This is a genomic window from Stenotrophomonas maltophilia group sp. RY12688 (genome assembly GCF_052149045.1).
Classification (GTDB): Bacteria; Pseudomonadota; Gammaproteobacteria; order Xanthomonadales; family Xanthomonadaceae; genus Stenotrophomonas; species Stenotrophomonas sepilia.
On the sequence record NZ_CP197389.1, the window covers coordinates 1098094 to 1122321 of the forward strand.

The following is a 24228-nucleotide window of genomic DNA, read 5'->3' on the forward strand; positions in this document are numbered from 1 at the left end:
CATTATCCTAGCAGGGGCGCACGCAGGACCTGTTGTGCACTGCACAGCGGACAGGAGAACTAACGCCATGGCCACCATCTACGACATCGCCAGGCACGTCGGCGTCTCCGCAGGCACGGTGTCACGGGCGCTTTCCCGGCCGGACAAGGTGCTGCCGGCTACCCGTGCGCGCATCGAGCAGGCCGCCGTCGCATTGGGCTATGTGCCCAACACGGTGGCCCGCACGCTCAAGACCCAGCGCAGCGGCAAGATCCTGGTCACCGTCCCGGACATCGCCAATCCGTTCTTCGCACAGATCCTGCAGGGTGCGGAGGAGGCCGCGCAGGCGGTCGGCTACGCGGTTCTGCTGGGCGATACCCAGCATCAACCCGATCGTGAGGAGCGCTACGCGCAGATGCTCCGGCGCAACGAGGCAGACGGCATGATCGTGCTGGGCCATCGCCTGCCACCGACCGCGCGCGAGATCGTCGAGCAGCGCGGCGCAGCTGCGCCGGTGGTCAATGGATGCGAGTTCGACCCCGCACTGGGCATCCCCAGCGTCCATATCGACAACGCGGCCGCCGCACGCGCGGTGATGGAGCACCTGTACGGCCTGGGGCACGAACGGATCGCCGTGGTCGGCGGGCCACCTGACAACCCCCTGCACCAGCAGCGGCTGGAAGGGGTCCGGGCCGCCGGCAAGGCGCGGGGTCGCCTGCGCCAGCTGAGCATCGTGCCCGGGGACTTTTCCGTTGAGTCCGGGCATGCGGCGGTGATGGCGCTGCTGGACGGCACGCCCGTGCCGACCGCGGTGTTCTGCTTCAGCGACCAGATGGCACTGGGGGCACTGGCGGCCTGTCGCGACCGGGGCATCCGCGTTCCGGAAGCGCTCTCCATCGTCGGCTTCGACGACCTGGCCTCGTCGCGTTACCTCACCCCGCCGCTGACGACCATCCAGCAGCCGATGCGTGAAATCGGCGAGCGCGCGGTCAACCTGCTGCTCGCCATCATTGAACAGGTCGATGTACCGCTTCAGCAGACGCTGGAGTTCAGCTTCATGCTGCGCGGTTCGACAGCGGCGCCTCGGCGGTAGCGGAGGCGAGGCAGGGCAGCCGGAGCGGGGCGGCCGGCCCGCGCGTCGTCCCGCGACCTTGATCCCGAATTGACGCAAAGCTGTCAGACTCATCGCAGGCAGCCCGGCAAGGGCCGTAGCAGCGGGTGCGATCGCGCAGGGGGGGGGCAATGCCATTCTTTACCGATTCGGCGGAAGGCGCGGTCGAAGGCATTGGCGCGGCACGTCGCATCGGCTGGATGCGTTTCGTCGGCAATGGGCTGGGGGCGATCCCCATCGCTTCGATCATCCTCGAGCGCCACGATGGGCCGCTGGCATGGGTCCTGCTGCTGCTCAACGCGCTGGCGTGGCCTGCGCTGGCATTGAAGCTGACCCAGCGCTCCGGCCAGCCCGCGCTCGTCCAGTTCCGCTGCATGGTGGCCGACTCCTTGTTCGGCGGTGGCTGGATCGCCTTCATGGCATTGAGCGCGGTGCCCAGTGCACTGTTCGCCGCACTGCTGGTGGCCGACAAGATCGCTGCCGGTGGCGTTCGCCTGGCGATGCGCGCCACGCTGGCCCTGCTGGTGGGCTTTGCGCTCACCTGGTGGGCGCTCGGCTTCCCTTACCAGCCGGTCACCTCGCAGCGCACGATCATGCTGAGTGTCCCGTTCCTGTTCGTGTATGGCATCGGCCTGAGCATTCTCAGCTGGCAGCTGGCGCGCCGGGTCAAATCGCAGAACCGCCAGCTGCAGCGTCTCAGCCGGATGGACCCGCTGGTCGAGCTGGCCAACCGCGGTTTCCTGATCCTGCGTGCGCAGCAGGCGCTGGACCGGGCACAGGGCCAGGGCGGCTTTGCCTGCCTGCTGATGCTCGATGTGGACGACTTCAAGCGCATCAATGACTCGCACGGCCACCGCGCCGGTGACGAGGTGCTGCGGCATATCGCGGCGACATTGCGCACCGTTGCCCGCCCGGGTGATACGCCCGCGCGGCTGGGGGGCGATGAGTTCGTCGTGCTGCTGCGCGACTGCGCGCCCGTCGATGCAATGCAGGTGGCCGAGCGGGTGCGCCTGCACCTGCTCGAGGCCGCGCGGCAGGCCACGCCGGGGGTGGAATTCAGCGTCAGTATCGGCATTGCGGCCACGCCGCGTGGCGGCAGTGTCGAGGACTGGTTGGCACTGGCCGACCGCGCGCTGTACCACGCCAAGCGCCAGGGCAAGAACACCGCCAGCTACGGCGAGTGAGCGCGCGTGGGGACGGCACGGCTGCCGCCGAACGCGGATGAAATGCCCATTCATCCTGCACGCGGAATCAGCACGCCAATCCTCTACCATGGGCCACCCCGCCCGGACGCGCTCCCATGCAAGACGCTCTCGTTGCCCAGCCCAAGCCCCCCATCCCAAGGATCGCGGCATGGCTGATGATGCTGCTGGGCATGTGGCTGGCGCTGAAACTGGGCCTGGTGGTCACCCTGCTGTCCGGCCTGCTGGTGTTCCAGCTGACCCACCTGCTGGCCTCCACCGTGGAAGGCAGGCTGCCGCTGGGACGCGCACGGGCGATCGCAGTGATCGTGCTGTCGGCGATCATCATCAGCGCGCTGGTGCTGGCCGGGATCGGCGTGGCCTCGTTCTTCCGCAACGAGACCGGTGGCCCGGACGCTTTGCTGGCGCGCCTGATGGAGATCCTCAACACCTCGCGGCACCAGGTGCCGGCGCTGCTGCAACCCTACATTCCCGAAGACATGCCAGCGCTGCGCGCGGCGCTGAACGACTGGGCCGCCGAGCATCAGCGCCAGCTGGGCGTGGCCGGTACCTCGGTGGTCCAGGTGGGTGTGCGCGTACTGATCGGCATGGTGCTGGGTGCGATGATCGCACTGTATGACGAACTGCCGCTGCCGAAGATGGGTCCGCTGGCGCAGGAGCTGGTCGGGCGCACCAGCCGCCTGGCCACCGCGTTCCGTCAGGTGGTGTTCGCGCAGGTGAAGATCTCGCTGCTCAACACCGTGTTCACCGCGATCTTCCTGCTGGGCGTGCTGCCGTTGTTCGGCGTGCACCTGCCGCTGTCCAAGACCCTGGTGCTGATCACCTTCTTGGCCGGCCTGCTGCCGGTGGTGGGCAACATCATCTCCAACACGATCATCACCATCGTCGCACTGTCGGTCTCGTTCTATGTGGCGGTGGCGGCGCTGCTGTACCTGATCGTGATCCACAAGCTGGAGTACTTCCTCAACGCGCGCATTGTGGGTGGCGAAATCCAGGCGCGGGCCTGGGAGCTGCTGCTGGCCATGCTGGTGATGGAGGCGGCCTTCGGCCTGCCGGGCCTGGTCGCCGCGCCGGTGTTCTATGCCTACGTGAAGCGCGAACTGGTCGACCAGCGCTGGATCTGACGCGGCGGGGCATGACGTATTTGTCCCGATTCGAGCGTCCGCGCGGCCTTGTCGGTGCGTTCGCGGCGCGCACGGTGTACCCACGGCCACGGTTGGCCCGTTAGCGGCTTGGCGCCTGTGCAGGCGGCCGCTACAGTGTTCCGCACGACAGGGGAAATGTGCATGGCCCGCAAGGCGTCGCCCATCGGATTGCGGACCTGGGTCTGGATCCTGGCCGGGCTGTTCGTAGTCTGTACGCTGCCGCTGATGGCCATCGCACTGGTGCAGGGCACGCTGCGCTTCACCGCCGCCGAGGACAACCTGGTCAGCCTGCGCCGGCTGCAGCAGACCTTCGACCTGGCCAACCAGGTGTCGGCCGAGCGCGGCCCCGCCAACAGCCTGCTGGGAGCCAATACGGCCGATGCGGCCGAACAGGCCCGGCTGACCGCGCAGCTGGCGGTTGCGCGCAAGCGGGTCGACACCGCCCTGCTGCAACTGGACACCGTGTTCAAGGCCGATCCCGGCGTGGTCGGCGAACATGGGCTGTTGGCCGACGTGCAACGTCGCCTGCAGTCGGCGCGGGCCGCAGTGGACCAGGTGGCGGCACAGCCGCACGACGCGCGCCGGGTGGAAGACGTGGAGCGCGCGATCAGCAGCATGTTCGCCGTGGTCGATCGCCTGCACGTGTTGACCTCGACGCAGATCGGCGTGCTGGTCAGTGCCGACCGCGAAGCGGCGATCCCGGCAATGCAGGGCCAGGTGCTGATCGACCTGCGCGAGCATGGTGGCCGCCTGGCCTCGAACGTGATGGCGCCGGTCGCGGTGCCGGGGGCCTGGCGTGACGAACAGGTGCGGGCTGCATTGCAGACCGAAGGCCGCCTGCTGGAGCTGTGGCGGCTGGCAGGCAGCCATGAAGCGGTGTTCCGCAGTGATCCGGCGCTGTCCTGGCATTGGGACATGGCACGCCGCCAGTTCTTCGGCGAATCGCTGCCAATGATCGAACAGCTGATCGAGGATGGCCGGCGTGGCGTGCCGCCGCCGTGGACCGCCGCCGAGTTCACCACGCGCTACGTGCCGACCCTGCAGTCGCTGGAGGCGCTGCGCGACGGTTACCTGAGCGTGTCCATCGCCCGCTTCGAGCGCACCCGTAACCGCGAAGCGACGCGCCTGGTGGTGCTGGTGGCGACGGTGCTGGGCACACTGGTGGTGCTTGGCGTGGCGCTGCGCATTGCTCACCTGCAGATCCTGCGGCCACTGCTGCAGGCGCAGAAGCAGGTCATCCAGATCGCCTCGGAAGCGCCCGGCCCGGAGCAGCATGTGACCCACCCGCTGGCCGAGATGCAGCGCCTGTTCGATGCCATTGAAGTGCTGCGCGAGAAGTCGCGCGAGCGCTCGGCGTTGACCAGCGAGCTGCGCCAGTTGGCCGGCACCGATGAGCTGACCGGGTTGTTGAACCGGCGCGCGCTGGAAGAAAGGGTACAGCAGCGGCATGCCGACGGCGGCAACAGTGCGGTGGTGATCCTGCTGGATGTCGATCGCTTCAAGGCCATCAACGACGGCCATGGGCATGATGCGGGCGACCAGGTGCTGGTGCAGGTGGCGCAGCTGCTGCAGCGCCACCTGCGCCGCAGCGACAGCATCGCCCGCTACGGTGGCGAGGAGTTCCTGGTGCTGCTGGCCGACGGCGACCTGGCCGGCGGACGCCAATTGGCCGAGTCGCTGCGCATGGCACTGCGGCAGCTGGACATCGCACTGGCCGGTGGCAACGTGCTGCGGGTCACCGCCAGCTTCGGCGTGGCCGCGGGTGGCACCGATGCGCTGGGCTGGCGCACCCTGTTGCGTGCCGCCGATGCGGCCATGTACCAGGCCAAGGCACAGGGGCGCGACCGCGTGCGCGTGGCCGGTGGCGGCCGCAAGGCACGTTGACGGCACCCATCAGCCGATCCGCGCATGCACGCGGCGCAGCGTGCGCGCGATCATCCGGCGCGCGATGGGACGCGGCACCGAGAGCCCACGCCAGCGCAGTGCACCCACCCGGAACGTGGCGCTGGCGGTGGCCAGCACCTTGCCGGCCGGGTCGGTCAGCCAGCCGCGGGTGAAGGCGATGCTGCCCTTGCTGTGCTCGACCTCGCCCCACCCGATGATCCGCCCGGGCCGCGCCGGGCTGACGAAACTGGTCTTGGATTCCACCGTGACCGCGATGCGGTTGGCGGGCAGGGTGGCGTAGATCGCCGGCCCCATGCAGTCGTCCAGCATCGCTGACAGGAAACCGCCCTGCACATTGCCCATTGGGTTGGTGAGCACGGCGCCGGCTTCGAATTCGACCTGGATGCGGCGCAATGCATCGTCGTAGCCAACGAAGCGCCAGCCGAGCAGGGTGCCGGCCTGGGAGGGGGGCAGATCACCGTTGACCACGCTGTAGAAGATCGATTCGGGATTCATTGTGGGGCCTCGTGGGGGGAGGGGAGAGAAAGGGGACTCACTGCGGTAGCGACAACAGGGCCAGCACGAATCCGATGACCGACAGCAGCACCACCGCGGCGCCAGCGGGCACCGGTGTACGTGCGCCGGTACGCCGCCGCACACCGGAGGCGACCAGCACCGGCGGCAGCGTGGCGACCAGGCAGAACAGCTGGAACGCCAGCAGCTGCGGCAGTGCGAAGTGACCGCCGAAGAAGATCAGGCAGGCAGCATCACGCCGGCACCGGCCAGTGCGATCCACCCGGCGCCGACCACGCGGATGAGCGCCATCAGCAGCACCTGCATGCGCGGTTCGATCTCCGCCCACGGCACGCCCACGGCTTGCCCGTGGTAGGGCATGAAGTCGGAGCGCTTCAGATAGGCTGCAGCAAACAGCGAGACAATGAAGAACGCCAACAGGTAGCAGCCGAACGCGAGCCAGGCGAACAGATCCATGTGGAGGCCATGCGGTTGCGAAGGAGTCGCCGCGCGGATGCCGGCTGCCATGCCGGTCGTGCCACGGGGTTGCGCGATTCTCCGGCAGCCCCCTGTTAGCCGGCTGTGGTGCTTCGCAGGGGCGTTCCTCCATCTGCTTTTAACGTGGGTATGGTGGTGTGGAGTGCGTCACGCACGGACCATGCGCCGTATCTCGTTTCCCGTGAAGAGGCCGCAAGTGCTCATCCACTTTCCGGTCACCGCTCTGCGCAGACGCTGGGCGTCCCTCCGATCAAGGACCACGCCGTGACCCAGCTCACCCTCCCAGAACTTGCCAAGAAAATGGCCGGCATCGATTTCACGATGCTGCAGACCCACGCCGGTGGAGAAATTGCCGGTCGCCCCATGAGCAACAACGGTGACGTGGACTATGACGGTGACAGCTGGTTCTTCACCATGGAAGACACCGACATGGTGCGCGAGATCGAGGCTGACCCTGCCGTCGCACTGGGTTTCTCCGGCAGCAAGTCGCTGCTGGGCAAGCCGCCGCTGTTCGTGCACGTGCAGGGAAGGGCAGCGCTGGTGCGCGATCGGGCCACGATGCGCGAGCACTGGGTGAAGGACCTGGAGCGGTGGTTCGAACAGGGAGTGGATACACCAGGACTGGTACTGATCCATGTGCGCGCCAGCCGCATCCACTACTGGGATGGCGAGGACGAGGGCGAAATCACAACCTGATCCCGGCGCGGGGAGGCCGGCGGCAACGCGGCCGTTGCACGCCACGCCCGGGCTTTGCCATCCTCCCCGCTGCGTTCCGTACATTGGAGTTCCAATGCGCCCTGCCTCCTGGCTGATCCTGGCCCTGCTGCCTGCCCTGGCGGCGGCGCAGCCTGCGCGTGCACCCAAGGCCAGCGCACAGGCGCAGGACCCTTTCAGTGAGTTGTTCGATACCGCTTGCATGCAGCACATCGGCGCGCCAGCGCGGTTGCAGTCGTTGATGGAATCCAACGGGCTGTCACCGCTGCAGCCTGCCGAGGCGGCAACGTTGCTGCAGGGGCAGTCGGGCGTGGCCTGGATGGTGCCGCTGGCCAGCGGCCGCTATGCAGTCAGCTGGGCTGACGATGGCACGTGCACGGTCTACGCCGAAAAGGCCGACGCGGCGGTCGTGCAGAAGGGCTTTGCCCGGTTGGTGCAGGCGGCGCCGACGCCGTTGCAGGCGCGCTCGCTGCCAGGCCGTGGGCCGTTGTCGGCGGACCAGGTGGCGATCCAGTACGGCTGGGCCACGCCCGGGCAGGCCAAGCTGCAGGTGCGTTTCCGGCTGGTCACGCGGCAGGCCGCCGAGGCCGGCGTGCAGGCGATGGCCTCGGTGACGCCGGGCGAAGCGATGCTGGAACAGGCTGCACCCAGTCGGTAACGCTGGCCCCGCGCCGCGCAGGCTGCCCATGCCCGCGATTCAGCCTTTCACGCTGGTTGTGATATATCGTTTATCGATAAATACACCCCGGGGCGGCGAGGCCGCCCCAATGCCGGAGGCCGCTTGACCGCTCGTCCCGCCCGCGCCAGATCCGCGCGAGGCTTGTTCACCCTGGCCCAGGCCGCCGTCCAGGCCGTCCGGGCGATGTGCTGGCTGGGCATCCTGGCCGCACTGCTGGCCGTGCCGCTGGTCGCGCACGACCGTCGCTGGCTGCTCGACAGCGTCCACGATGCCGCTGCCGCTGCTGCGCACGGCAACGCCCTGTTCCTGCACTTCTGCCTGGGGCTGGCTGTGATCGTCGCGCTGCTGGTGCTGTGCCTGCTGTTCCTGCGCCATCTGCTGCGGCTGCTGAAATCGGCGGCGCGCGAAAGGCCGTTCACCCACGCCAATGCGCAGCGACTGCAACGCATGGCGTGGCTGATGCTGGCGATGGAGCTGCTGTCGATCCTGATCGGCGCCTACGCGGCCTGGATGGGCCCGGACTTCAGCTGGATGGAGGTAGGCGGCGGCATGTCGATCACCGGGCTGGTGGCGGTGCTGATGCTGTTCGTGCTGGCACGCGTCTTCGCCGTGGGCGCGGCGATGCGCGATGACCTCGACGGTGTCATCTGATGGCAATCGTCATCACCCTGGACCGCGTGCTGCAGGAACGGGGCATGACCCTGTCCGAGCTGGCCGGTCGCATCGACATCACCCTGGCGAACCTGTCGATCCTGAAGACCGGCAAGGCGCGCGCCATCCGCTTTTCCACGCTGGATGCGATCTGCCGGGAGCTGCAATGCACGCCTGGCGACCTGCTCGGGTACGACCCGGCGCGGGCGCAGGAAGCAGACTGAGTGTTTCTTCTTCTCCCTTGCCCACTGACGAAACGGACCTGAAATGGAATGGTTGACTGACCCCTCGATTTGGATGGGCCTTGCAACCCTGGTCGTGCTTGAGATCGTGCTCGGCATCGACAACCTGGTGTTCATCGCGATCCTTGCCGACAAGCTTCCGCCCCACCAGCGCGACCGCGCGCGGGTGATCGGCCTGGCACTGGCCCTGCTGATGCGGCTGGTGCTGCTGGCGGCGCTGGCCTGGATCATGAAACTGACCGCGCCGCTGCTTACGCTGTTCGAGCACAGCTTCTCCGGGCGTGACCTGATCCTGCTGGGCGGTGGCCTGTTCCTGCTGTTCAAGGGCACCATGGAGCTGCACGAACGGCTGGAAGGCCGCGCGCACCACGAAGACGGCAAGAAGGTCTACGCCAGCTTCGCAATGGTGGTGGCGCAGATCGTGGTGCTCGATGCGGTGTTCTCGCTGGACTCGGTGATCACCGCGGTCGGCATGGTCGACAACCTGGGCGTGATGTATGCCGCCGTCACCATCGCGATGGCGCTGATGCTGCTGGCGAGCAAGCCGTTGACCCGCTTCGTCAACAAGCATCCCACCGTGGTGGTGCTGTGCCTGGGCTTCCTGCTGATGATCGGTTTCAGCCTGGTGGCCGAGGGCCTGGGCTACAAGATCCCGAAGGGCTACCTGTACGCCGCGATCGCCTTCTCGATCCTGGTCGAGGCGTTCAACCAGTGGGTGCGTTTCAATCGTGAGCGCAACGAGCGCCGCCAGCCGTTCCGCCAGCGCACCGCTGATGCGGTGCTGCGCATGCTCGGGGCGCGCCCGGCCAACGGCCATTCCGATGACGGCGTGGACGAGCCGGTAGATGCCGAAGAGCGCCTGCAGCCGGCCGAGCACGAGATGATCCGTAGCGTGCTCGGCCTGGCTGACCGTCCGGTGTCGAGCGTAATGACCGTGCGCGCCGATGTGCAGTGGATCGACCTGGCGCGGGGCCAGGAGGATGTGGTGGCCCGCCTGGTGGCATCGCCACACACCCGGCTGCTGGTGGGCGATGGTGACCTGGACAGCCTGCGTGGCGTGGTGCAGAGCCGCGACCTGCTGGCTGACCTGCTGCAGGGCAGGCCGCTGCAGCTGGAAGGCAACCTGCGCGAGCCGCAGTACGTGCTGTCCAGCGCCAGTGCGCTGCAGGCGCTGGAACTGATCCGCCAGCATCCGGTACCGCTGGCGGTGGCGGTGGATGAGTACGGCAGCGTGGAAGGCCTGGTGACCGCCAACGATCTGCTGGCGGCGATTGCCGGCGATCTGGTCGATACCCAGGACGAGCGCTATGGCGTGGTCGCGCAGGGCGAGGACCAGTGGGAGGCCGACGGTGCGCTGACCCTGGACGACCTGCAGCGGCTGACCGGCGTATCGCTGCCACGCAGTGCCGACTACATGACCATCTCCGGGCTGGTGCTGGAGCAGCTGGGCCGGCTGCCGGACACCGGCGATGCGGTGGAGGTGGCGGGTGTGCGCATCACCGTGCTGGCGATGGAGAAGCGCCGCATTGCCCGCCTGCGGGTGGAACACCTCGACCAGCCGTTGTAGAGCCGAGCCCATGCTGGGCTTCGGGGATGCAGCCCAGCATGGCTCGGCTCTACACAACATGGCCCGCAGCCGTCACCATGGCGGGCCCGCTTTCTGTCATGGATGGTTGCAGTGCTGAGTACGATCGGTTTGTTGATGGGCCTGTATGTGGCCTGGCGCCTGTTCTGGCCGCTGCGCATGCCCATCGGGTTGAAGGTCGTGCTGTCGCTGCTGATGGTGGCTGTGGCCGTGCAGCTGCGCATCGTGGCGACCTTTTGGGGCACGATGGCGTCGCCGGAAATTCCGAAACTGGCCATCGCCACGCTGGCCACCGGCTCCACGGCGGTGCTGCTGCTGGCATTGGTGATGCTGGTACTGGACGCCGGCCTGCTGGTTTCGCGCCTGCTGCGTTGGCCGCGCATGGTATCGGCCCTGCGTGCACCGCAGCTGCGGCCGGCGGCCGGCGTGCTGGCCCTGCTGGTCAGTGGTTATGGTGTCAGCCAGGGCATGGCAGTGCCCCAGCCGCGGCAGATCGAGGTGAGCATTGCCGGGCTGCCAGCGGCGTTCGACGGCTATCGCGTGCTGCAGCTGACCGACATCCATGCCAGCCGCCTGCTTACAGGTGACTGGGTGCGCAGGGTGGTGGACCAGGGCAACGCGCTGAAGCCGGACCTGATCGTGATCACCGGTGATCTGATCGACGGCAGCGTCGAGGCCCGTCGCGACGACGCGCGACCCCTGGCCGATCTGCGGGCGCCGGACGGTGTCGTTGCCATTACCGGCAACCACGAGTATTACGCGCAGTACCAGGCATGGATGCAGGCGTTCCGCGCGCTGCACATGCAGGTGCTGGAGAACAGTCATTTGCAGGTACGACGCGGCGATGCGGCGCTCACCATCGCCGGTGTCACCGACCCGGTGGCGGCACGCTACGGCCTGCCGCTGCCGGATCTCCAGGCTGCACTGGAGGGTGCCGATCCGTCCGCGCCGGTGATCCTGCTCGATCATCGCCCGCGCAATGCACGCGAGGCGGCGGCGCGTGGGGTGAAGCTGCAGCTGTCCGGGCACACTCACGGTGGGCAGATCATCGGCATGGACCAGCTGGTGAAGCGCGCCAATGGCGGTTTTGTCTCCGGCCGCTATGACGTGGATGGGATGACGCTGTACGTGGGCAACGGTGCGGGCCTCTGGGCCGGTTTCCCGGCGCGCATCGGCGTGCCGTCGGAGATCACCCTGGTGACATTGCGCCGCGCGCTGTGACCTGAAGTGGGGCAGGTCCCTTTGCGCAGGGAGTTCGCTGCCTATCGCGCTGGGATCCCTCTGTAGAGCCGAGCCCATGCTCGGCTGAACCAGAAAGGCAGCCGAGCATGGGCTCGGCTCCACAAGTAACCGCCTCCTCAAGAACTCCGCAGCGGTGGCCGCGCATGCGCATTGCGCCGCAGTGACTGCGCCCGCTTGGCTATCCAGCGCACCACGAAGGCGGTGAACAGCAGGGCCGACGGCACCGCATACCAGAAGTTGCCTGGCACGCGCTTGAAGTACGAGTAGGTGAACACCGCCGCGATGATCCACATGCCGGTCAGGTGCAGGCGACGCCAAGCGGTGGGGCCCATGCGGCGGGCGATCCCCCGATGCGAGGTGATGGCCAGCGCCACGATGGCGATGTAGCCCACCGTGCCCGGGAGGTTGGCCAGCGCGGATCGTGCTGGCCAGAACGCCGGGTTGAGGATGCCGAAACTGGTGATGGCGATGGCATGCAGCAGGTGCGAAAACGCGAAGGACAAACCGACGGTGCGCCGTTCGCGCAGCAGGAACCGGGTGAATGGGCCGGGCAGAAGACTGGCGAACGACGATGCGGTGAACGCCGCCAGGAACAACAGGAACGATGTACGTGCAGTGACCCGTATCGCCGCACGGCTGCCTTCGGCTGCATCGGGATACAGGGCGAAGGCCGCCAGCGCGAATGCGATCAGGACCACGGCCATGGCCACAAACAGGCGCCAGCCGTGCAGGAAGGAAGTGTTGGAAGCAGGCATGGTGAGACCTCGAAGCAGGAATGGGGAGCACCGACCGCTGGCCGGGCGATGAGTGGGTAGCGCCGGCCGCTGGCCGGCACCCTCAACAGTCGTTCGGCACAACCAGCACGCTCGCCGCACACAGCTCGCCCAGTACGGGCGCGCAGGCCGCGCGCAATGCGTCCGTTGCCACGCCATGTGCCTCGGACAGCGCCCGGAGTGCTGCTTCCACAGCTGCGCCGTCGTCACCAAAGATCGATAGCAGCGCGTAGGCCAGCGGCGACAGTTGCTCGACCTGCAGGCTGAAATCGGCGAGGCGCCGGATCAGCAGCAGCGTGGGCGCAGCGCTCGGCACCGGCTCCAGGGCCTCGTCCTCATGCACCGGCCATCGGTAGCCCAGCACCCGCACCAGCGGCGAAACCGCCAGCACATCGCTGCCCTCGGGAACGCTGTGCAGCGACTGCCCGGCGTCACGCGCTTCAATGCGCAGCGACTGCAGCGTGCTCTCGTAGTGCGCAAGTTCCGCTGCCCAGGCCGGGAGTGCCAGCGCGTCCTGCACTGCCAGCCAGGCCGTGAACTCGCCGGCGATCTGTGGGAACAACGGGGTCTGGCAGGCGTGGTGGGCGTAGTAGTGCTCCACTGTGTCGCGCCAGTGTGGCGTGCCCAACTGCTGTTGCAGGCGCGGCAGGCTGCCGGCCAGCAGGGCGTCCAGGCTGTCGATGCACAGGCGGCGGTATACCGCCAGCCTGCCCGCCTCGACGCTGTCGGGTGCGGCCATTGCTGGGTCGCGCACATGATCGGCCCAGCGCCGTTGCAGGGTAGCCAGCGACTCAGCCATGGGCCACCTCGGGCCAGCGTGCCTCGGCTTGCGCCTGGCGGATCTGCGCGACCTCGGCCAGCAACTCCGCCAGCGGCGGAAAGTTGAAGTCGCGTTCGAGCAGCGTGGGGCGCACGCCGACCCGCGCATAGGCCTCGCGCAACAGCGCCCAGACCACGCCTTTCACCGGGGCACCGTGGGTGTCGATCTTGAAGCCATCACCTTCATCGAAATGGCCGGCCACATGCAGCGAGGCAACACGGTGGGACGGCACGCGGGCCAGGAATTCGAAAGCGTCGTAATCGTTGTTGCAGGCGTTGACGAAGACGTTGTTGACGTCCAGCAGCAGGTCGCAGTCGGCTTCGGCGAGCACGGCGTTGATGAAGTCGATCTCGCTCATGTCCGCGCCGGCAACGGCGTAGTAGGAGATGTTCTCCACGGCGATGCGCCGGCCCAGCATGTCCTGCACCTGGGCGATGCGACTGGCGACATGCTGTACGGCTTCGGCGGTGAACGGCAGCGGCAGCAGGTCGTAGACATGTCCGCCGGCGGCGCAGTAGCTCAGGTGTTCGCTGTACAGCTGCACCTGGTGCAGGTCGAGGAAGGCACGGGTCTGTGCCAGCAGGGTGCGGTCCAGCGGATCAGGACCTCCCAGCGACAGCGACAGGCCGTGGCAGGTCAGGGGGTGGCGCTCGCTGAGCTGGCGCAGCGCGGCGCCGTGTGCACCGCCGACGCCGATCCAGTTGTCAGGGGACACTTCGAGGAAGTCGATGGCGCCGGCCGGCATTGCCAGCAGTTCGTCGATCAGGCCACGGCGCAGGCCAAGACCGGCGGCATTGGAGGGCAGGGGCAGGGACATGGCGGATGCTCCAGAGAGAGGGCGCCGCCTTGAAGGCAGCGCCGGTTGGACGTCGATCAATCGGCAACGCGGGAGAACAGGCCCTTCGGCATCGGCTTGCCGTTGGCGGTGTAGACGCTGCGCAGGTAGTCGTGCGCTTCCTGTTCGCTGATGTAACCGTCGTGGTCGGTGTCGATGCGGTCGAACTCGGCGGCACGCTTGGCGGCCACCGCGTTGAACTCGGCACGCGAGACCTTGCCGTCGTGGTCACGGTCGGTGCGGGCAAACGAGGCATCGCCGCACTTGCCTTCGCCACACTGGCCTTCGGCCACCTTGGCCTTGCCGGCGGGCTTGCCGGTGGTGGCCTTGTTGGCCCCGCACTTGCCTTCGCCACACTTGCCTTCGGCGGCGGCGCCCATGGCGACGGCGCTGATCGCCAGCGGTTGGATCGCTGCGGCCTGGCCGGCCAGCAGCAGGCCACCGGCCAGGGCGATGCCGATGGCACCAATGCGCGGCAGGCGGGAGGAGGGGGTGTTCTTGGTCGAGACGGACATGGTGGTGACTCCTTGGGGATGGCACGCCAGGCGTGCGGGATGGACGCCGCCTGAAGGCGACGGAAACGAAAGGAAGAAGCGCGGGAAGGGGCGAAGCAGGTCAGACGGTGCGACGACGGCGCAGCGCGTAGCCCAGCAGCAGCACGCCACCGAGCAGGGCGCCGCCGAAGCCGACGCCGGGCAACAGCGCGGCAACCGGCAGCAACAGGGCGATCAGGCTGACGCCCCAGCCCAGGCCGTCATTGCCGACGGGGGCATGCTGTGGGCCGGCCAGCAGCCGGTCCACGCTGAGCGCGCCACCGCCGTTGAGGATCAATGGCAGCAGCATGGCCAGGAACAGCAGCGGCAGCTTGAAGTTGCCGTAGCCCTGGTCTGTGATCGCGTAGCCCTGCCAGAGTTCACCCAGGCCGTTCCACTGGTCGGGCCAGTGCACGGCGGCGATGGCGACCACCGTCAACACCCAGAAGACGTAGGCCACCGAGCGCGTGGCCAGGCCGAGCAGCAGCATCACCGCACCCACCAGTTCCAGCCAGGTGGCCAGGTGCCAGTTCAACGATGCGGGCAGGGTGGAGAACGGGAACGGGAAGCGACCTTCCAGGTCGGCGAACCAGTTCTGGCCGCCCAGCTTCTCGCGGCCGGACTCAAAGAACTCCCAGGCCAGCAGGGTGCGCAGCGCCAATGGCGACAGCCAGCGGCCGACGGCGTCCAGGCGGGGGGTATACACGGAAGAGGCGGTGCTGATCATGGTGGTGTCCTGCGGGCCAGTGGTCGATGGAGGCCATTCCAGGCGGTGCAGGTATCGGCAACGTGTGCCGTTGCCCGGGGTTTTGTCAGCGACTGTGGCCGCGACCGGGGTTTCGTACAGTCCGATACAAAGACGATGCGTGGATGCACATCGGGGCGTTGTGCGCACGCGGGCGGGGAACGATGTCCGGCCGGTAGTAGCCGGCCTGGCCCGTCGCGCAAATGTATCCCAGTGTAGAAACCCGCCTGCGCCCTACAGTCCGGTACAACTCCGCGCCACGGAGAAACAGCGCCGATACACCGGCAGGCGGAAATGGCCACTCCCAACACCGGAGTGACACCCATGATCCGTACCTCCTTGCTTGCCGCCGCTCTCGCCCTGGCCGGCGCTGCCGCCCCCGCCTTCGCTACCCAGGCCGATACCGCTGCACCGCCCACCGTCATCCTGGTGCACGGCGCCTTCGCCGATGGCTCCAGCTGGAGCAAGGTCCTCACCACGCTGCACGACTGGAAGGTGCCGGCGGTGGCGGTGCAGAACCCGCTCACCTCACTGGCCGACGATGTGGCGGCCACCCGCCGCGCGATTGCCGCCGCGCCTGGCAAGGTGGTGCTGGTCGGCCACAGCTGGGGTGGCACGGTCATCACCGAAGCGGGCAATGACCCGAAGGTGCAGGCGCTGGTGTACGTGGCGGCCTTCGCACCGGATGCAGGGCAGTCTTCGGCGCAACAGGGCGAAGGCTTCCCGGTCGGGCCGGGCCTGGCCCGGCTGCAGGAGAGGGATGGCTACCTGACCTTGCCGGCCGATGCCATCGCCCAGGACTTCGCCCCGGACGTGATGAAAAAGTCGGCCGCACTGCTGTACAGCACGCAGGTCCCGTTGAAGGCAAGCGCGCTGGGCGAGGTGGTGAACGTGGCGGCCTGGCGCAGCAAGCCGAGCTGGTACGTGCTCAGCCGTGATGACCGCATGCTGTCGCCACAGCTGCAGGCCGCGACCGCACGTCGCATCGGTGCTCAGCTGCAATCGATCGGCAGCAGCCATGTGTCGCTGCTTTCGCATCCGGCGCAGGTGGCCGACAGCATCCTGGAAGCGGCCGGGGTGAAGCCGGTGGAGCTGCCGCTGGCTGAGCAGGGGGGCTGAGCGATGGCCGCACTGCGAGGGTACGCACTGCCGCTGCTGCTGGGCCTGCTGGGCGGAGCGGTGTTGTTGCTGGCATGGCCCAGCCCGGAGGCCGATGCGCGGCCGGCACAGGCCGTTCCCGCCACCGGGTTCGACGGTGGCGGGCCCTGGCACAACAGCCCACCGCTCACACTGAAGCAGTTGCGGGGACAGGTGGTGCTGGTCGAGTTCTGGACCTACACCTGCAGCAACTGCCTCAACGTGGCGCCGTATGTCCACCAGTGGCATGCACGCTACGCACCGCAGGGCCTGAAGGTGATCGGCGTGCATACGCCGGAATTCGCCCATGAAGGGTTGCCCGGCAACGTGCGCAAGGCCATCGCGCGGTTGGATATCACCTGGCCGGTGGTGCAGGACAACCAGTACCGGATCTGGAACGCCTGGGGCAACCGCTTCTGGCCCGCGCTGTACCTGCTCGACCGGCAGGGGCGGGTGGTCTACCGCCATTACGGCGAGGGCGACTACGCACGTACCGAAAGCGAGATCCAGCGCCTGCTGGCCAGCCCTTGAGCCGCGCTACCATGGCCGCGCAGCGCGGCCCTGGCCTCCGTCTTCATCGAGAACGCAATGAACCATGTACCGCACATCCTGGTCGTCGACGATGACAGCGAGATCCGCCAGATGCTGGCCGACTACCTGCAGCGCAACGGCCTGCGCGTGAGCCAGGCCGACGGTGGCCGGGCCATGCGCGCGCTGATGGATACCCATGCGGTGGATCTGGTGGTGCTGGACGTGATGATGCCGGGCGAGGACGGCCTGAGCCTGTGCCGCAACCTGCGCGCCGGCAAGCATCGTGCGGTGCCGGTGGTGCTGCTGACCGCCCGCGATGACGAAACCGATCGCATCATCGGCCTGGAAATGGGCGCTGACGACTACGTGACCAAGCCCTTTTCCTCGCGCGAACTGCTGGCGCGCATCAACGCCGTGATCCGCCGCACGCAGATGCTGCCGCCGAACCTGCAGGTGAGCGAGGCCGGGCGCCAGCTCGCCTTCGGCGAGTGGCGCCTGGACACCACCGCGCGCCATCTGCTGGATGCGCAGGACACTGCGTATCCGCTCAGTGGCGCCGAGTTCCGCCTGTTGCGCGTGTTCCTCGACCACGCCAATCGGGTGCTTAGCCGTGACCAGCTGCTCAGCCTCACCCAGGGCCGCGATGCCGAACTGTTTGATCGCTCGATCGACCTGCTGGTCAGCCGCGTGCGCCAGCGACTGGGTGACGACGCGCGCGAGCCGACCTACATCAAGACCGTGCGCAGCGAAGGCTATGTGTTCAGCGTGCCGGTGCAGTTGCTGGGGCCGGACGAATGAACACCTGCGCACGCCGTCCACGCTGGCCGCGCACGCTGTCGGCGCGGCTGCTGCTGGTCCTGCTGGGCGGACTCACCCTGGCCCACGCGCTGTCCTTCGGCCTGCTGTTCTTCGAACGCTACCAGTCCACCCGTAGCATGATGCTGCGCAACCTCGACGAGGATGTGGCGGTGAGTGTCGCGCTGCTGGAGCACCTGCCTGTGGCGCAGCGTGAGGCCTGGGTGCCGCGGCTGGAGCGGCGCACCTACCGTTACCTGCTGCGCCCGGCCGCGGCCGGACCAGGGCTGCAGACCGATCGTGCACGCCAGGTCACGGCGATCATCGACGACAGCCTGCAGCACCGCTATCCGTTGCAGGCGCGCCAGGTGGCTCGCCTGCCGGAGCGGTTCGAGGTGGAACTGCGCCTGCACGACGGCACACCCTTGACCATTGAAGTCACTCCGTCGGGCCTGCCGCTGGCACGTTGGCTGCCCGCCGTGCTGCTGGTGCAGCTGGCGCTGCTGCTGGTGTGCGCGTGGTTGGCGGTGCGCCTGGCCCTGCGCCCGCTGCAGCAGCTGTCGCATGCGGTGGAGCATCTGCAGCCGGGCAAGGACGGGCCTGCACTGCCTGAAGATGGCCCTGCGGAAGTGGGCGGCGCGGCGGCTGCACTCAATGCACTGCAGGCACGCATTCGTGGCCATGTCAGTGAGCGCCTGCAGATCCTGGCCGCGATCTCGCATGACCTGCAGACCCCCATCACGCGCATGAAGCTGCGGGTGGAGACCCTGCCTGAAGACAGCACCCAGCAGCGCCTGCTGGCCGACCTCGATCACCTTGGGCAGCTGGTGTGTGAGGGCGTGGCCTATGCGCGCAGCAGCCACGTTGCCGCTGGCGCGCCGGTGTCGATGGACCTGGGCGCGTTCCTCGCCAGTGTGGTCGGCGACTACGAGGACATGGGCAAGCCGGTCACTGGCGGTGCGCCCGCTGGACTGGTCGTGCAGACCTGGCCGCAGCCGCTGCGCCGCGTGGTCGGCAATCTGGTCGACAACGCATTGCGCTACGCCGGCGCCGCCGAGATCGAGGCGGGCCGCGATAAGGCCGGAAGGGTCTGGATCAGCATTTCCGACCGTGGCCCCGGTATTCCCGAGGGCCAGCTGCAGGCAGTGCTGGCGCCGTTCCACCGGCTGGAAAGCTCGCGCAATCGCGATACCGGCGGGACCGGCCTGGGCCTGGCCATCGCGGTGCAGCTGGCGCAGTCGCTGGGCGGCTCGCTGCGGTTGCACAACCGCGAGGGTGGCGGCCTGCGGGCGGAACTGCAGCTGCCGGGCTGAGTTGCCCGGCCTTGTGTTCCAGCAAGGATGCTTCTGCTTCGGCCTTGGCGGTGAGCGCTTCACCGGTCATGAAACTCAGTGCATGCACGCAGCCGACAGCCGATGACCGGCATTTCACCCCGTCCATGCCACGCTGCGCGGAACCTGCCCAACCGGGACCGAGGCTGTTGAAGGCGAACACGCAATGACGGCGGCGCGGCAGCGCTCGATGTGGGTGGCGGGCCTGTCCACGGTGGTGGAGTGGTACGACTTCACCCTGTACCTGTACTTCGCCACGGTGCTGTCGCGGGTGTTCTTCGGCGGTGGCGAGCAGGCGTTGCTGGTGACCTTGGCCGGCTTCGCGGTGTCCTACCTGATGCGTCCGCTGGGCGCGCTGTGCTTTGGTCACCTGGGTGACCGGCTCGGCCGACGCTGGATGTTGCTGGCGTCGATGGCGTTGATGGCAGCGGCAATGCTGGCCACTGCGCTGCTGCCGACCGCGGCCACCGCAGGCGCCACGGCCGGCGTGCTGCTGCTGGTGCTGCGCTGCGTGATGGCGTTCTCGGTGGGCGGCGAATATACCGGCGTGGTGGCGTACCTGCTGGAAAGCGCACCGGCGCGCCGACGCGGCCTGGTTACGTCATTGGCTTCGGCGGCCAGCGAAGTGGGCGCACTGCTGGCGGTGGCGATCTCTGCACTTACCGTCGCGCTGCTGCCCACCGCGCAGCTGGACCGTTGGGGCTGGCGGATTCCGTTCCTCGTCGGCGCCGCGCTTGCGCTGGTGATCCTGATTGCGCGTTCGGGCATGCACGAGTCGCCGGAGTTCGAGCGCCAGCGCCGCGAAGGCAGCATTCCCGCCACACCACTGCGGCATGTGCTGCGGCATCATCCGTTGGCGGTGGCGCGCACGTTCGCGATTTCGGCGCTGGGATCGATCACTTACTACGTGGGCATCACCTATGTGCCTGCATTCCTGCACGCGCAGGGCCACGATGAGGGTGACGCACTGTGGCTGTCGACGATCGCGGCGGTGGCAGTGATCGCGATCACGCCCCTGTGTGGCGCATTGTCGGACCGCATCGGACGACGTCCGGTGTTGTTGGGCCTGACCGTGCTGGCAGCGCTGCTGCCGCTGTCCCTGTTTGCGTGGATGGCACAGGCGACGGCGCTGGGCATCGTGCTGGCGGCGGTGCTGCTGGCCTGCGTGGCCGGCGGTGTAAGCGCGGTGGCGGCCCCGGCCACGGCAGAGCAGTTCCCCGGCGAAGGCCGGGTCAGCGGGCTGGCACTGGGGGTAACCATGGCCACGGCGGTGTTCGGCGGTGCGACGCCGTGGCTGGCGCAATGGTGGGTGGAACGCAGCGGCTGGGCGGCGGCGCCGGGCGCGATGATCGCGCTGGTGGCGGTGCTGGTGCTGCCGGTGCTGTGGACCCTGCCCGAGACGGTCCCGGGCAGGGCCAGGCGCTAGCCGGTCAGACCTTCAGGGTCTGCTCGATGTCGGCCAGTACCGCGGCCGCATCCACACCGATGGCGATCGACTGCACCACGTGGCCGTCCCACACGCTGGGGCCGAATGCCAGGCCTTCCGGCTTGGGAATGGTCATGCCGCGGGCGACGCCGTCGGTGGCCACGCGCACGCTGGCGCGCTCGAACTGGAACAGTTCCGGGCGGGTCAGCGCGATGCACGCGCAGCAGTCATGCACGACCATGCCCTTGTGGCCGGCCTGCAGGTAGAAGTCCACGTAATCCTGCGACAGCGCACGGACCAGCTCGGCGTCGGCACCGCCGATGGTGGCCAGCTTATCCAGGCCGTCACGGTCCATTTCCACGCGGGTGGTCACGTCCAAGCCGATCGCGGTGACTGGCCAGCTGGCGGTGAACACCACGTCGGCGGCTTCGGCATCGCCCCAGATATTGGCCTCGGCGGCCGGGGTGATGTTGCCGTTGACGTGGAAGGCGCCGCCCATGATCACCACGCCGCGTACCAGGCCGGCGATGTCCGGGGCCTGCTGCAGGGCCAAGGCCAGGTTGGTCATGCGGCCGACCGCGACCAGGGTCACTTCGCCCGGATGGGCGCGGACCAGATCGATGATCAGCTGATGGGCCGGGCGGGCATCGGCGGCCACGTCCAGGCTGGCCGGCACCGGGTGGTTGCCCAGGCCGTTGTGGCCGTGGATGTGCACCGGCCACGCTTCCGGGGTGGCTTCCGGCTGCAGCGGGCCATCGGCACCGCGCGCGACCGGGGCGGCGAAGCCCCAGGCCTGCTTCAGGTACAGCGCGTTGTGCGTGGTCGACTCCACCGAGGCATTGCCGAAGGTGGTGGTGACACCGATCAGGTCGATCTGGGCGTGCTTGTGCAGGTAAAGCAGGGCCAGGGCGTCGTCGACGCCCGGGTCGGTATCGAAAATGACTTTCAGCATGTTGTTGTTCTTCTTCTTCCGTGTGGTGCGAGGGGCGCCGGCGGCCACGGGGCAGGCCGGCGCGCCCCCACATTGTCCCATCTTCATGACAGGCAGGGCCATTGCCGGGGTGGCAGGCCATAATGCCTCCAGTCCAGGCATGGAGTCGCCGAATGCTGATCGTTGCCCTTCTGCTGGTCCTGCTGGTGCTGGGCCTGAACGTGGTGGCCACCGTGGTGATCGTCAGGCGTGATGGGCTGTCGGCGGGTGGCCGGACGGTGCAGCTGCTGCTGGTCTGGCTGCTGCCGCTGGTCGGCGCCATCCTGTGCATGGCGGTGGCTACGGCCGATGGCTCCGGGATCCGGGGCGACAACAGTTTCGGCGATGGCTACGATCATCCGGGCGGCCAATCCGGCGACAGCTACAGCCATCAAAGTCACAGCAGCTCCGACTGCAGCAGCGACGGTGGCAGCGGTGACGGCGGCAGCTGCGGTGGTGGCGATTGACGAGATGTTCCAGGATGCCGGCCAGCGGCCGGCACTACCCAGCCGAGGTCACGCCCTGGTAGTGCCGGCCGCTGGCCGGCAACCTCATCCGCTCAACCGCCTCTACAGAACAGCGGTTGGCTGCGGCCGGTAGTGCCGGCCGCTGGCCGGCAACCTCATCCGCTCAACCGCCGCCTTCGGTCGGCAAGGGCGCTGGCACGTTCAACAACCCGCCCGCTGCCACATAGGCGGCCAATGCCTGGCCCTGGCTGAGCAGATGGCGCTCCATGGTGCGTTCGGCAGCCTGCGCATCGCGGCGGCGGAAGCACTCCATCAACTCGCGGTGTTCGGCCAGCGACTGCGCCGTGCGGCCCGGGGTCAGCAGCTGGCGGCCGCGATGCATCTTCAGGATGCGGTGCAGGTCGTGGGTGATGCGGATCAGCCACGGATTGCCCGCGTAATGCTGCACGGTTTCGTGGATCAGGTAGTTGTTGCGGTAGTACTCGGCAATGTTGCCCTCGGCCGCCGCCGCTTCCATCGCCGCATGCAGGGCCTCCAGTTGTTGCACGCCGGCATCGTCGATGTGCCTGACCGCCTCGTGTGCGCAACGGCCTTCCAGCATGGCCATTACCGGGAACAGCTGGTTGAGGTCTTCCAGCGTCAACCGGGTGACCCGGCTGCCACGACCTGCGTCGATCTGTACCAGGCCTTCGGCGGCCAGCAGCTTCAACGCCTCGCGCAGCGGCGTGCGGCTGATGCCCAGTTCTTCGCACAGCGCGGGCTCGTCGATCCACTCGCCCGGCGGCAGCCGGTAGTCGTAGATGCGCTCGCGCACGTGGTCGGCCACCTCTTCATACAGAGGCGCGCGCTTCTTCGGTGATCGCGGGGCGGGGGCAATGGCCATGGAGGAAGTGTACCGCCAGGTAGTGCCGACCGCTGGCCGGCAACCCGTGATCGCTGGATGGCTTCATGGGATTGCCGGCCAGCGGCCGGCACTACCGCTGGGCGGTTACATCCAGCCGGGCACCACGAATACCAGCCAGGCCAGCAGCGGTCCAAGCGCCACCACAAGACCGCTGTAGACCAGGAAGCGGCGGAACAGGGTTTCGCGCTCTTCCTTCGCTGCCGAGGCCACCACCAGTGCGCCATTGGTGGAGAACGGGCTGACATCGACGATGGTGGACGACACCGCCAGCGCGCAGATCACGCCGGCGGCGCTGAGGTGACCCTGCATCAGGAACGGCACCGCCAACGGAATCGTGGCGCCCAGCACTGCGGCCGACGAGGCGAATGCGGAGACGATGCCGCCGACGTAGCAGACCAGCAGCGCGCCGAGCAGCGGAATGCCGATGTCGGACACGCCATTGCCGATGAAGTCCACCGCGCCGGCATGTTCCAGCACGCCGATGTAGGTCACCACGCCACAGATCAGCAGCACGGTGGACCAGCTGATGCCATCGACCGCGCCCTTCTGGCTTTGTGGCGACAGCAGCGCCAGCGCCACCGCGACGGTGATCGAGACCAGGCCGACGTTGAGGTTGTAGATCAGCGCGGCCACGCCCAGGCCGAGCAGGCCGATCAGGGTGAACAACCGTTCGCGGGTCAGGCCCACCGCATCCAGTGCCGCCGGATCATTGCTGAGCGTGCCGCCGCCTGCTGCGACCAGCGCGCCATGGCCTTCGATCGCGAACTGGCGCGACGACGCCTGCGGGCCACCGGCCATCGCCAGTTCGGCATTGCCGATCGTTCCTGCCGCGGTGATCGAGCCGCGACGCAGCAGGGCGATGCCACCGAAGGCGAAGAAGCAGATCGTCGCCATCATGAAGTTGAAGCCCAGGCTGGTCAGGAACACCGCCATCTCGGTCACTTCCAGCCCGGCCTTCTGCACTACGCCATTGGTGATGCTGCCGTACACGCTGATCGGCGAGAAGCCGCCCGCCTGTGCGCCGTGGATGACCAGCAGGCCCATCATCAGTGGGTTGATGTTGTACTGCTTGGCAAAGCGCAGCGCGACCGGACCGATGATCGCGACCGCCGCCGGGCCCAGCGCACCGAACGCGGTCAGCACCGCGGTGATCACGAACATCACCCACGGGATGGCCACGATATGGCCGCGCACGGCTTTTACAGCCCAGTGCACCAGCAGGTCGATGGTGCCGTTCTTCTGCGCGATGGCGAACAGGTAGGTGATGCCGACCAGGGTCAGGAACAGATCGCCGGGAAAGCCGGCCAGGACCTCCTTGCCGCCCATGTCGACCCACAGCCCACCGATGATGAAGGCCAACGCGAAGGCGACCGCGCCCATGTTGATCGGCATCGCCGTGGCGACGATGAACATGATCACCAGGCCGATGATCGTTGCGATTTGTGGACTCATGCGCCCTCCCAGACACGTGACTCACGTACAGCGCGGATGGAGACCCGCCATCCCCGGGGTAAGG

At 67.9% G+C, this 24228-nt stretch carries 27 protein-coding genes; 16 read left to right on the forward strand and 11 right to left on the reverse strand.

All coding sequences use genetic code 11. The features are described 5' to 3' along the window. Nucleotides 1-67 precede the first annotated feature (67 nt). The 4 genes from ACS0OT_RS05090 to ACS0OT_RS05105 all read left to right on the forward strand — a co-directional run bounded on the left by ACS0OT_RS05090 (nt 68) and on the right by ACS0OT_RS05105 (nt 5321). Complete coding sequence (locus ACS0OT_RS05090; protein WP_065178148.1) at nt 68-1072, forward strand: LacI family DNA-binding transcriptional regulator; 1005 nt, start codon at nt 68-70, stop codon at nt 1070-1072. A 149-nt stretch (nt 1073-1221) separates the two neighbouring features. After that, a complete protein-coding gene (locus ACS0OT_RS05095; RefSeq protein WP_065178147.1) occupies nt 1222-2274 on the forward strand; it encodes a sensor domain-containing diguanylate cyclase in 1053 nt (350 codons plus the stop codon). A 116-nt stretch (nt 2275-2390) separates the two neighbouring features. Further along, nucleotides 2391-3416 carry an AI-2E family transporter gene (locus ACS0OT_RS05100; protein WP_065196565.1) on the forward strand — a complete coding sequence of 342 codons (1026 nt, stop codon included), beginning with the start codon at nt 2391-2393 and terminating at the stop codon, nt 3414-3416. A 162-nt stretch (nt 3417-3578) separates the two neighbouring features. Further along, a complete protein-coding gene (locus ACS0OT_RS05105; RefSeq protein WP_065178164.1) occupies nt 3579-5321 on the forward strand; it encodes a GGDEF domain-containing protein in 1743 nt (580 codons plus the stop codon). 9 nt (nt 5322-5330) lie between these two features. Here ACS0OT_RS05105 and ACS0OT_RS05110 read toward each other — a convergent pair whose 3' ends face one another. Genes ACS0OT_RS05110 through ACS0OT_RS05120 form a run of 3 tightly spaced genes read right to left on the reverse strand, consistent with a single transcriptional unit; the run spans nt 5331 to nt 6311 of the window. Further along, on the reverse strand, nt 5331-5837 hold the full coding sequence (locus ACS0OT_RS05110) for a PaaI family thioesterase (protein ID WP_065178145.1): 507 nt from the start codon (nt 5835-5837) through the stop codon (nt 5331-5333). Between the two features lie 37 nt (nt 5838-5874). Beyond that, entirely contained in the window at nt 5875-6117 is a 243-nt protein-coding gene (locus ACS0OT_RS05115) for a hypothetical protein (RefSeq protein ID WP_242014743.1), read from the reverse strand. Continuing rightward, complete coding sequence (locus ACS0OT_RS05120) at nt 6075-6311, reverse strand: hypothetical protein (RefSeq protein ID WP_242014744.1); 237 nt, start codon at nt 6309-6311, stop codon at nt 6075-6077. Before ACS0OT_RS05120 ends, ACS0OT_RS05115 begins: the two co-directional genes overlap by 43 nt. A gap of 285 nt (nt 6312-6596) precedes the next feature. On the opposite strand from ACS0OT_RS05120, the gene ACS0OT_RS05125 reads away from it, so the two are divergent. From ACS0OT_RS05125 to ACS0OT_RS05150, 6 genes are all read left to right on the forward strand, one after another. After that, complete coding sequence (locus ACS0OT_RS05125) at nt 6597-7028, forward strand: pyridoxamine 5'-phosphate oxidase family protein (protein WP_139726808.1); 432 nt, start codon at nt 6597-6599, stop codon at nt 7026-7028. Nucleotides 7029-7122: 94 nt separating this feature from the next. After that, nucleotides 7123-7704: an NMCC_0638 family (lipo)protein gene (locus ACS0OT_RS05130; protein WP_005415652.1), complete on the forward strand. Its 582-nt coding sequence runs from the start codon at nt 7123-7125 to the stop codon at nt 7702-7704. Nucleotides 7705-7908: 204 nt separating this feature from the next. Then, entirely contained in the window at nt 7909-8376 is a 468-nt protein-coding gene (locus ACS0OT_RS05135; protein WP_032954010.1) for a DUF2975 domain-containing protein, read from the forward strand. Beyond that, nucleotides 8376-8600 carry a helix-turn-helix domain-containing protein gene (locus ACS0OT_RS05140; protein WP_005415654.1) on the forward strand — a complete coding sequence of 75 codons (225 nt, stop codon included), beginning with the start codon at nt 8376-8378 and terminating at the stop codon, nt 8598-8600. The genes ACS0OT_RS05135 and ACS0OT_RS05140 overlap by 1 nt, the downstream gene beginning before the upstream one ends. Nucleotides 8601-8643: 43 nt before the next feature. Beyond that, nucleotides 8644-10185, forward strand: coding sequence for a TerC family protein (locus tag ACS0OT_RS05145; RefSeq protein WP_065186008.1), 1542 nt, complete (start codon nt 8644-8646; stop codon nt 10183-10185). A 102-nt stretch (nt 10186-10287) separates the two neighbouring features. Continuing rightward, nucleotides 10288-11424 carry a metallophosphoesterase gene (locus tag ACS0OT_RS05150; protein ID WP_139726809.1) on the forward strand — a complete coding sequence of 379 codons (1137 nt, stop codon included), beginning with the start codon at nt 10288-10290 and terminating at the stop codon, nt 11422-11424. A 137-nt stretch (nt 11425-11561) separates the two neighbouring features. On the opposite strand, the gene ACS0OT_RS05155 is transcribed toward ACS0OT_RS05150, so the two are convergent. From ACS0OT_RS05155 to ACS0OT_RS05175, 5 genes are all read right to left on the reverse strand, one after another. Beyond that, nucleotides 11562-12200: a ferric reductase-like transmembrane domain-containing protein gene (locus ACS0OT_RS05155; protein ID WP_065178140.1), complete on the reverse strand. Its 639-nt coding sequence runs from the start codon at nt 12198-12200 to the stop codon at nt 11562-11564. An 82-nt stretch (nt 12201-12282) separates the two neighbouring features. Beyond that, nucleotides 12283-13017 carry an HvfC family RiPP maturation protein gene (locus tag ACS0OT_RS05160; RefSeq protein ID WP_065186007.1) on the reverse strand — a complete coding sequence of 245 codons (735 nt, stop codon included), beginning with the start codon at nt 13015-13017 and terminating at the stop codon, nt 12283-12285. Continuing rightward, complete coding sequence (locus tag ACS0OT_RS05165; RefSeq protein WP_065178138.1) at nt 13010-13855, reverse strand: HvfB family MNIO-type RiPP peptide maturase; 846 nt, start codon at nt 13853-13855, stop codon at nt 13010-13012. Before ACS0OT_RS05165 ends, ACS0OT_RS05160 begins: the two co-directional genes overlap by 8 nt. Before the next feature lie 56 nt (nt 13856-13911). Continuing rightward, a complete protein-coding gene (locus tag ACS0OT_RS05170) occupies nt 13912-14388 on the reverse strand; it encodes an HvfA family oxazolone/thioamide-modified RiPP metallophore (protein WP_005415660.1) in 477 nt (158 codons plus the stop codon). A 100-nt stretch (nt 14389-14488) separates the two neighbouring features. Continuing rightward, on the reverse strand, nt 14489-15133 hold the full coding sequence (locus ACS0OT_RS05175; protein WP_329888670.1) for an HvfX family Cu-binding RiPP maturation protein: 645 nt from the start codon (nt 15131-15133) through the stop codon (nt 14489-14491). Nucleotides 15134-15475: 342 nt separating this feature from the next. Between ACS0OT_RS05175 and ACS0OT_RS05180 the strand changes: the two genes are divergently transcribed. From ACS0OT_RS05180 to ACS0OT_RS05200, 5 genes are all read left to right on the forward strand, one after another. Further along, a complete protein-coding gene (locus ACS0OT_RS05180; protein WP_005415662.1) occupies nt 15476-16270 on the forward strand; it encodes an alpha/beta fold hydrolase in 795 nt (264 codons plus the stop codon). 3 nt (nt 16271-16273) lie between these two features. Continuing rightward, on the forward strand, nt 16274-16819 hold the full coding sequence (locus tag ACS0OT_RS05185) for a redoxin family protein (RefSeq protein WP_095377751.1): 546 nt from the start codon (nt 16274-16276) through the stop codon (nt 16817-16819). Between the two features lie 57 nt (nt 16820-16876). Next, nucleotides 16877-17617, forward strand: a complete 741-nt coding sequence (locus ACS0OT_RS05190; RefSeq protein WP_005415664.1) for a response regulator — start codon at nt 16877-16879, stop codon at nt 17615-17617. Then, nucleotides 17614-18927, forward strand: coding sequence for a sensor histidine kinase (locus tag ACS0OT_RS05195; protein WP_139726810.1), 1314 nt, complete (start codon nt 17614-17616; stop codon nt 18925-18927). Before ACS0OT_RS05190 ends, ACS0OT_RS05195 begins: the two co-directional genes overlap by 4 nt. A gap of 184 nt (nt 18928-19111) precedes the next feature. Then, nucleotides 19112-20371: an MFS transporter gene (locus ACS0OT_RS05200; protein WP_065178134.1), complete on the forward strand. Its 1260-nt coding sequence runs from the start codon at nt 19112-19114 to the stop codon at nt 20369-20371. Nucleotides 20372-20375: 4 nt separating this feature from the next. Here ACS0OT_RS05200 and ACS0OT_RS05205 read toward each other — a convergent pair whose 3' ends face one another. Further along, nucleotides 20376-21323: a nucleoside hydrolase gene (locus ACS0OT_RS05205; RefSeq protein ID WP_005415667.1), complete on the reverse strand. Its 948-nt coding sequence runs from the start codon at nt 21321-21323 to the stop codon at nt 20376-20378. A 152-nt stretch (nt 21324-21475) separates the two neighbouring features. Here ACS0OT_RS05205 and ACS0OT_RS05210 point away from each other — a divergent pair, with 152 nt between their 5' ends. Then, nucleotides 21476-21808: a hypothetical protein gene (locus tag ACS0OT_RS05210; RefSeq protein ID WP_065196562.1), complete on the forward strand. Its 333-nt coding sequence runs from the start codon at nt 21476-21478 to the stop codon at nt 21806-21808. 163 nt (nt 21809-21971) lie between these two features. On the opposite strand, the gene ACS0OT_RS05215 is transcribed toward ACS0OT_RS05210, so the two are convergent. Together ACS0OT_RS05215 and ACS0OT_RS05220 are read right to left on the reverse strand one after the other, a co-directional pair. Further along, entirely contained in the window at nt 21972-22691 is a 720-nt protein-coding gene (locus tag ACS0OT_RS05215; RefSeq protein ID WP_065196561.1) for a GntR family transcriptional regulator, read from the reverse strand. Between the two features lie 105 nt (nt 22692-22796). Continuing rightward, nucleotides 22797-24164 (reverse strand): SLC13 family permease, encoded by a 1368-nt coding sequence (locus tag ACS0OT_RS05220; protein ID WP_049445977.1) that lies wholly within the window; start codon nt 24162-24164, stop codon nt 22797-22799. Nucleotides 24165-24228: the final 64 nt, after the last annotated feature.

Bases quoted from the DNA above. Each gene is read 5' to 3' on its own strand.
- ACS0OT_RS05090 (WP_065178148.1), top strand. From the start codon at position 68: ATGGCCACCATCTACGACATCGCCAGGCACGTCGGCGTCTCCGCAGGC.
- ACS0OT_RS05095 (WP_065178147.1), top strand. From the start codon at position 1,222: ATGCCATTCTTTACCGATTCGGCGGAAGGCGCGGTCGAAGGCATTGGC.
- ACS0OT_RS05100 (WP_065196565.1), top strand. From the start codon at position 2,391: ATGCAAGACGCTCTCGTTGCCCAGCCCAAGCCCCCCATCCCAAGGATC.
- ACS0OT_RS05105 (WP_065178164.1), top strand. From the start codon at position 3,579: ATGGCCCGCAAGGCGTCGCCCATCGGATTGCGGACCTGGGTCTGGATC.
- ACS0OT_RS05110 (WP_065178145.1), bottom strand. From the start codon at position 5,837: ATGAATCCCGAATCGATCTTCTACAGCGTGGTCAACGGTGATCTGCCC.
- ACS0OT_RS05120 (WP_242014744.1), bottom strand. From the start codon at position 6,311: ATGGATCTGTTCGCCTGGCTCGCGTTCGGCTGCTACCTGTTGGCGTTC.
- ACS0OT_RS05130 (WP_005415652.1), top strand. From the start codon at position 7,123: ATGCGCCCTGCCTCCTGGCTGATCCTGGCCCTGCTGCCTGCCCTGGCG.
- ACS0OT_RS05135 (WP_032954010.1), top strand. From the start codon at position 7,909: ATGTGCTGGCTGGGCATCCTGGCCGCACTGCTGGCCGTGCCGCTGGTC.
- ACS0OT_RS05140 (WP_005415654.1), top strand. From the start codon at position 8,376: ATGGCAATCGTCATCACCCTGGACCGCGTGCTGCAGGAACGGGGCATG.
- ACS0OT_RS05145 (WP_065186008.1), top strand. From the start codon at position 8,644: ATGGAATGGTTGACTGACCCCTCGATTTGGATGGGCCTTGCAACCCTG.
- ACS0OT_RS05150 (WP_139726809.1), top strand. From the start codon at position 10,288: ATGGTTGCAGTGCTGAGTACGATCGGTTTGTTGATGGGCCTGTATGTG.
- ACS0OT_RS05155 (WP_065178140.1), bottom strand. From the start codon at position 12,200: ATGCCTGCTTCCAACACTTCCTTCCTGCACGGCTGGCGCCTGTTTGTG.
- ACS0OT_RS05160 (WP_065186007.1), bottom strand. From the start codon at position 13,017: ATGGCTGAGTCGCTGGCTACCCTGCAACGGCGCTGGGCCGATCATGTG.
- ACS0OT_RS05165 (WP_065178138.1), bottom strand. From the start codon at position 13,855: ATGTCCCTGCCCCTGCCCTCCAATGCCGCCGGTCTTGGCCTGCGCCGT.
- ACS0OT_RS05170 (WP_005415660.1), bottom strand. From the start codon at position 14,388: ATGTCCGTCTCGACCAAGAACACCCCCTCCTCCCGCCTGCCGCGCATT.
- ACS0OT_RS05175 (WP_329888670.1), bottom strand. From the start codon at position 15,133: ATGATCAGCACCGCCTCTTCCGTGTATACCCCCCGCCTGGACGCCGTC.
- ACS0OT_RS05180 (WP_005415662.1), top strand. From the start codon at position 15,476: ATGATCCGTACCTCCTTGCTTGCCGCCGCTCTCGCCCTGGCCGGCGCT.
- ACS0OT_RS05185 (WP_095377751.1), top strand. From the start codon at position 16,274: ATGGCCGCACTGCGAGGGTACGCACTGCCGCTGCTGCTGGGCCTGCTG.
- ACS0OT_RS05190 (WP_005415664.1), top strand. From the start codon at position 16,877: ATGAACCATGTACCGCACATCCTGGTCGTCGACGATGACAGCGAGATC.
- ACS0OT_RS05195 (WP_139726810.1), top strand. From the start codon at position 17,614: ATGAACACCTGCGCACGCCGTCCACGCTGGCCGCGCACGCTGTCGGCG.
- ACS0OT_RS05200 (WP_065178134.1), top strand. From the start codon at position 19,112: ATGACGGCGGCGCGGCAGCGCTCGATGTGGGTGGCGGGCCTGTCCACG.
- ACS0OT_RS05205 (WP_005415667.1), bottom strand. From the start codon at position 21,323: ATGCTGAAAGTCATTTTCGATACCGACCCGGGCGTCGACGACGCCCTG.
- ACS0OT_RS05210 (WP_065196562.1), top strand. From the start codon at position 21,476: ATGCTGATCGTTGCCCTTCTGCTGGTCCTGCTGGTGCTGGGCCTGAAC.
- ACS0OT_RS05215 (WP_065196561.1), bottom strand. From the start codon at position 22,691: ATGGCCATTGCCCCCGCCCCGCGATCACCGAAGAAGCGCGCGCCTCTG.
- ACS0OT_RS05220 (WP_049445977.1), bottom strand. From the start codon at position 24,164: ATGAGTCCACAAATCGCAACGATCATCGGCCTGGTGATCATGTTCATC.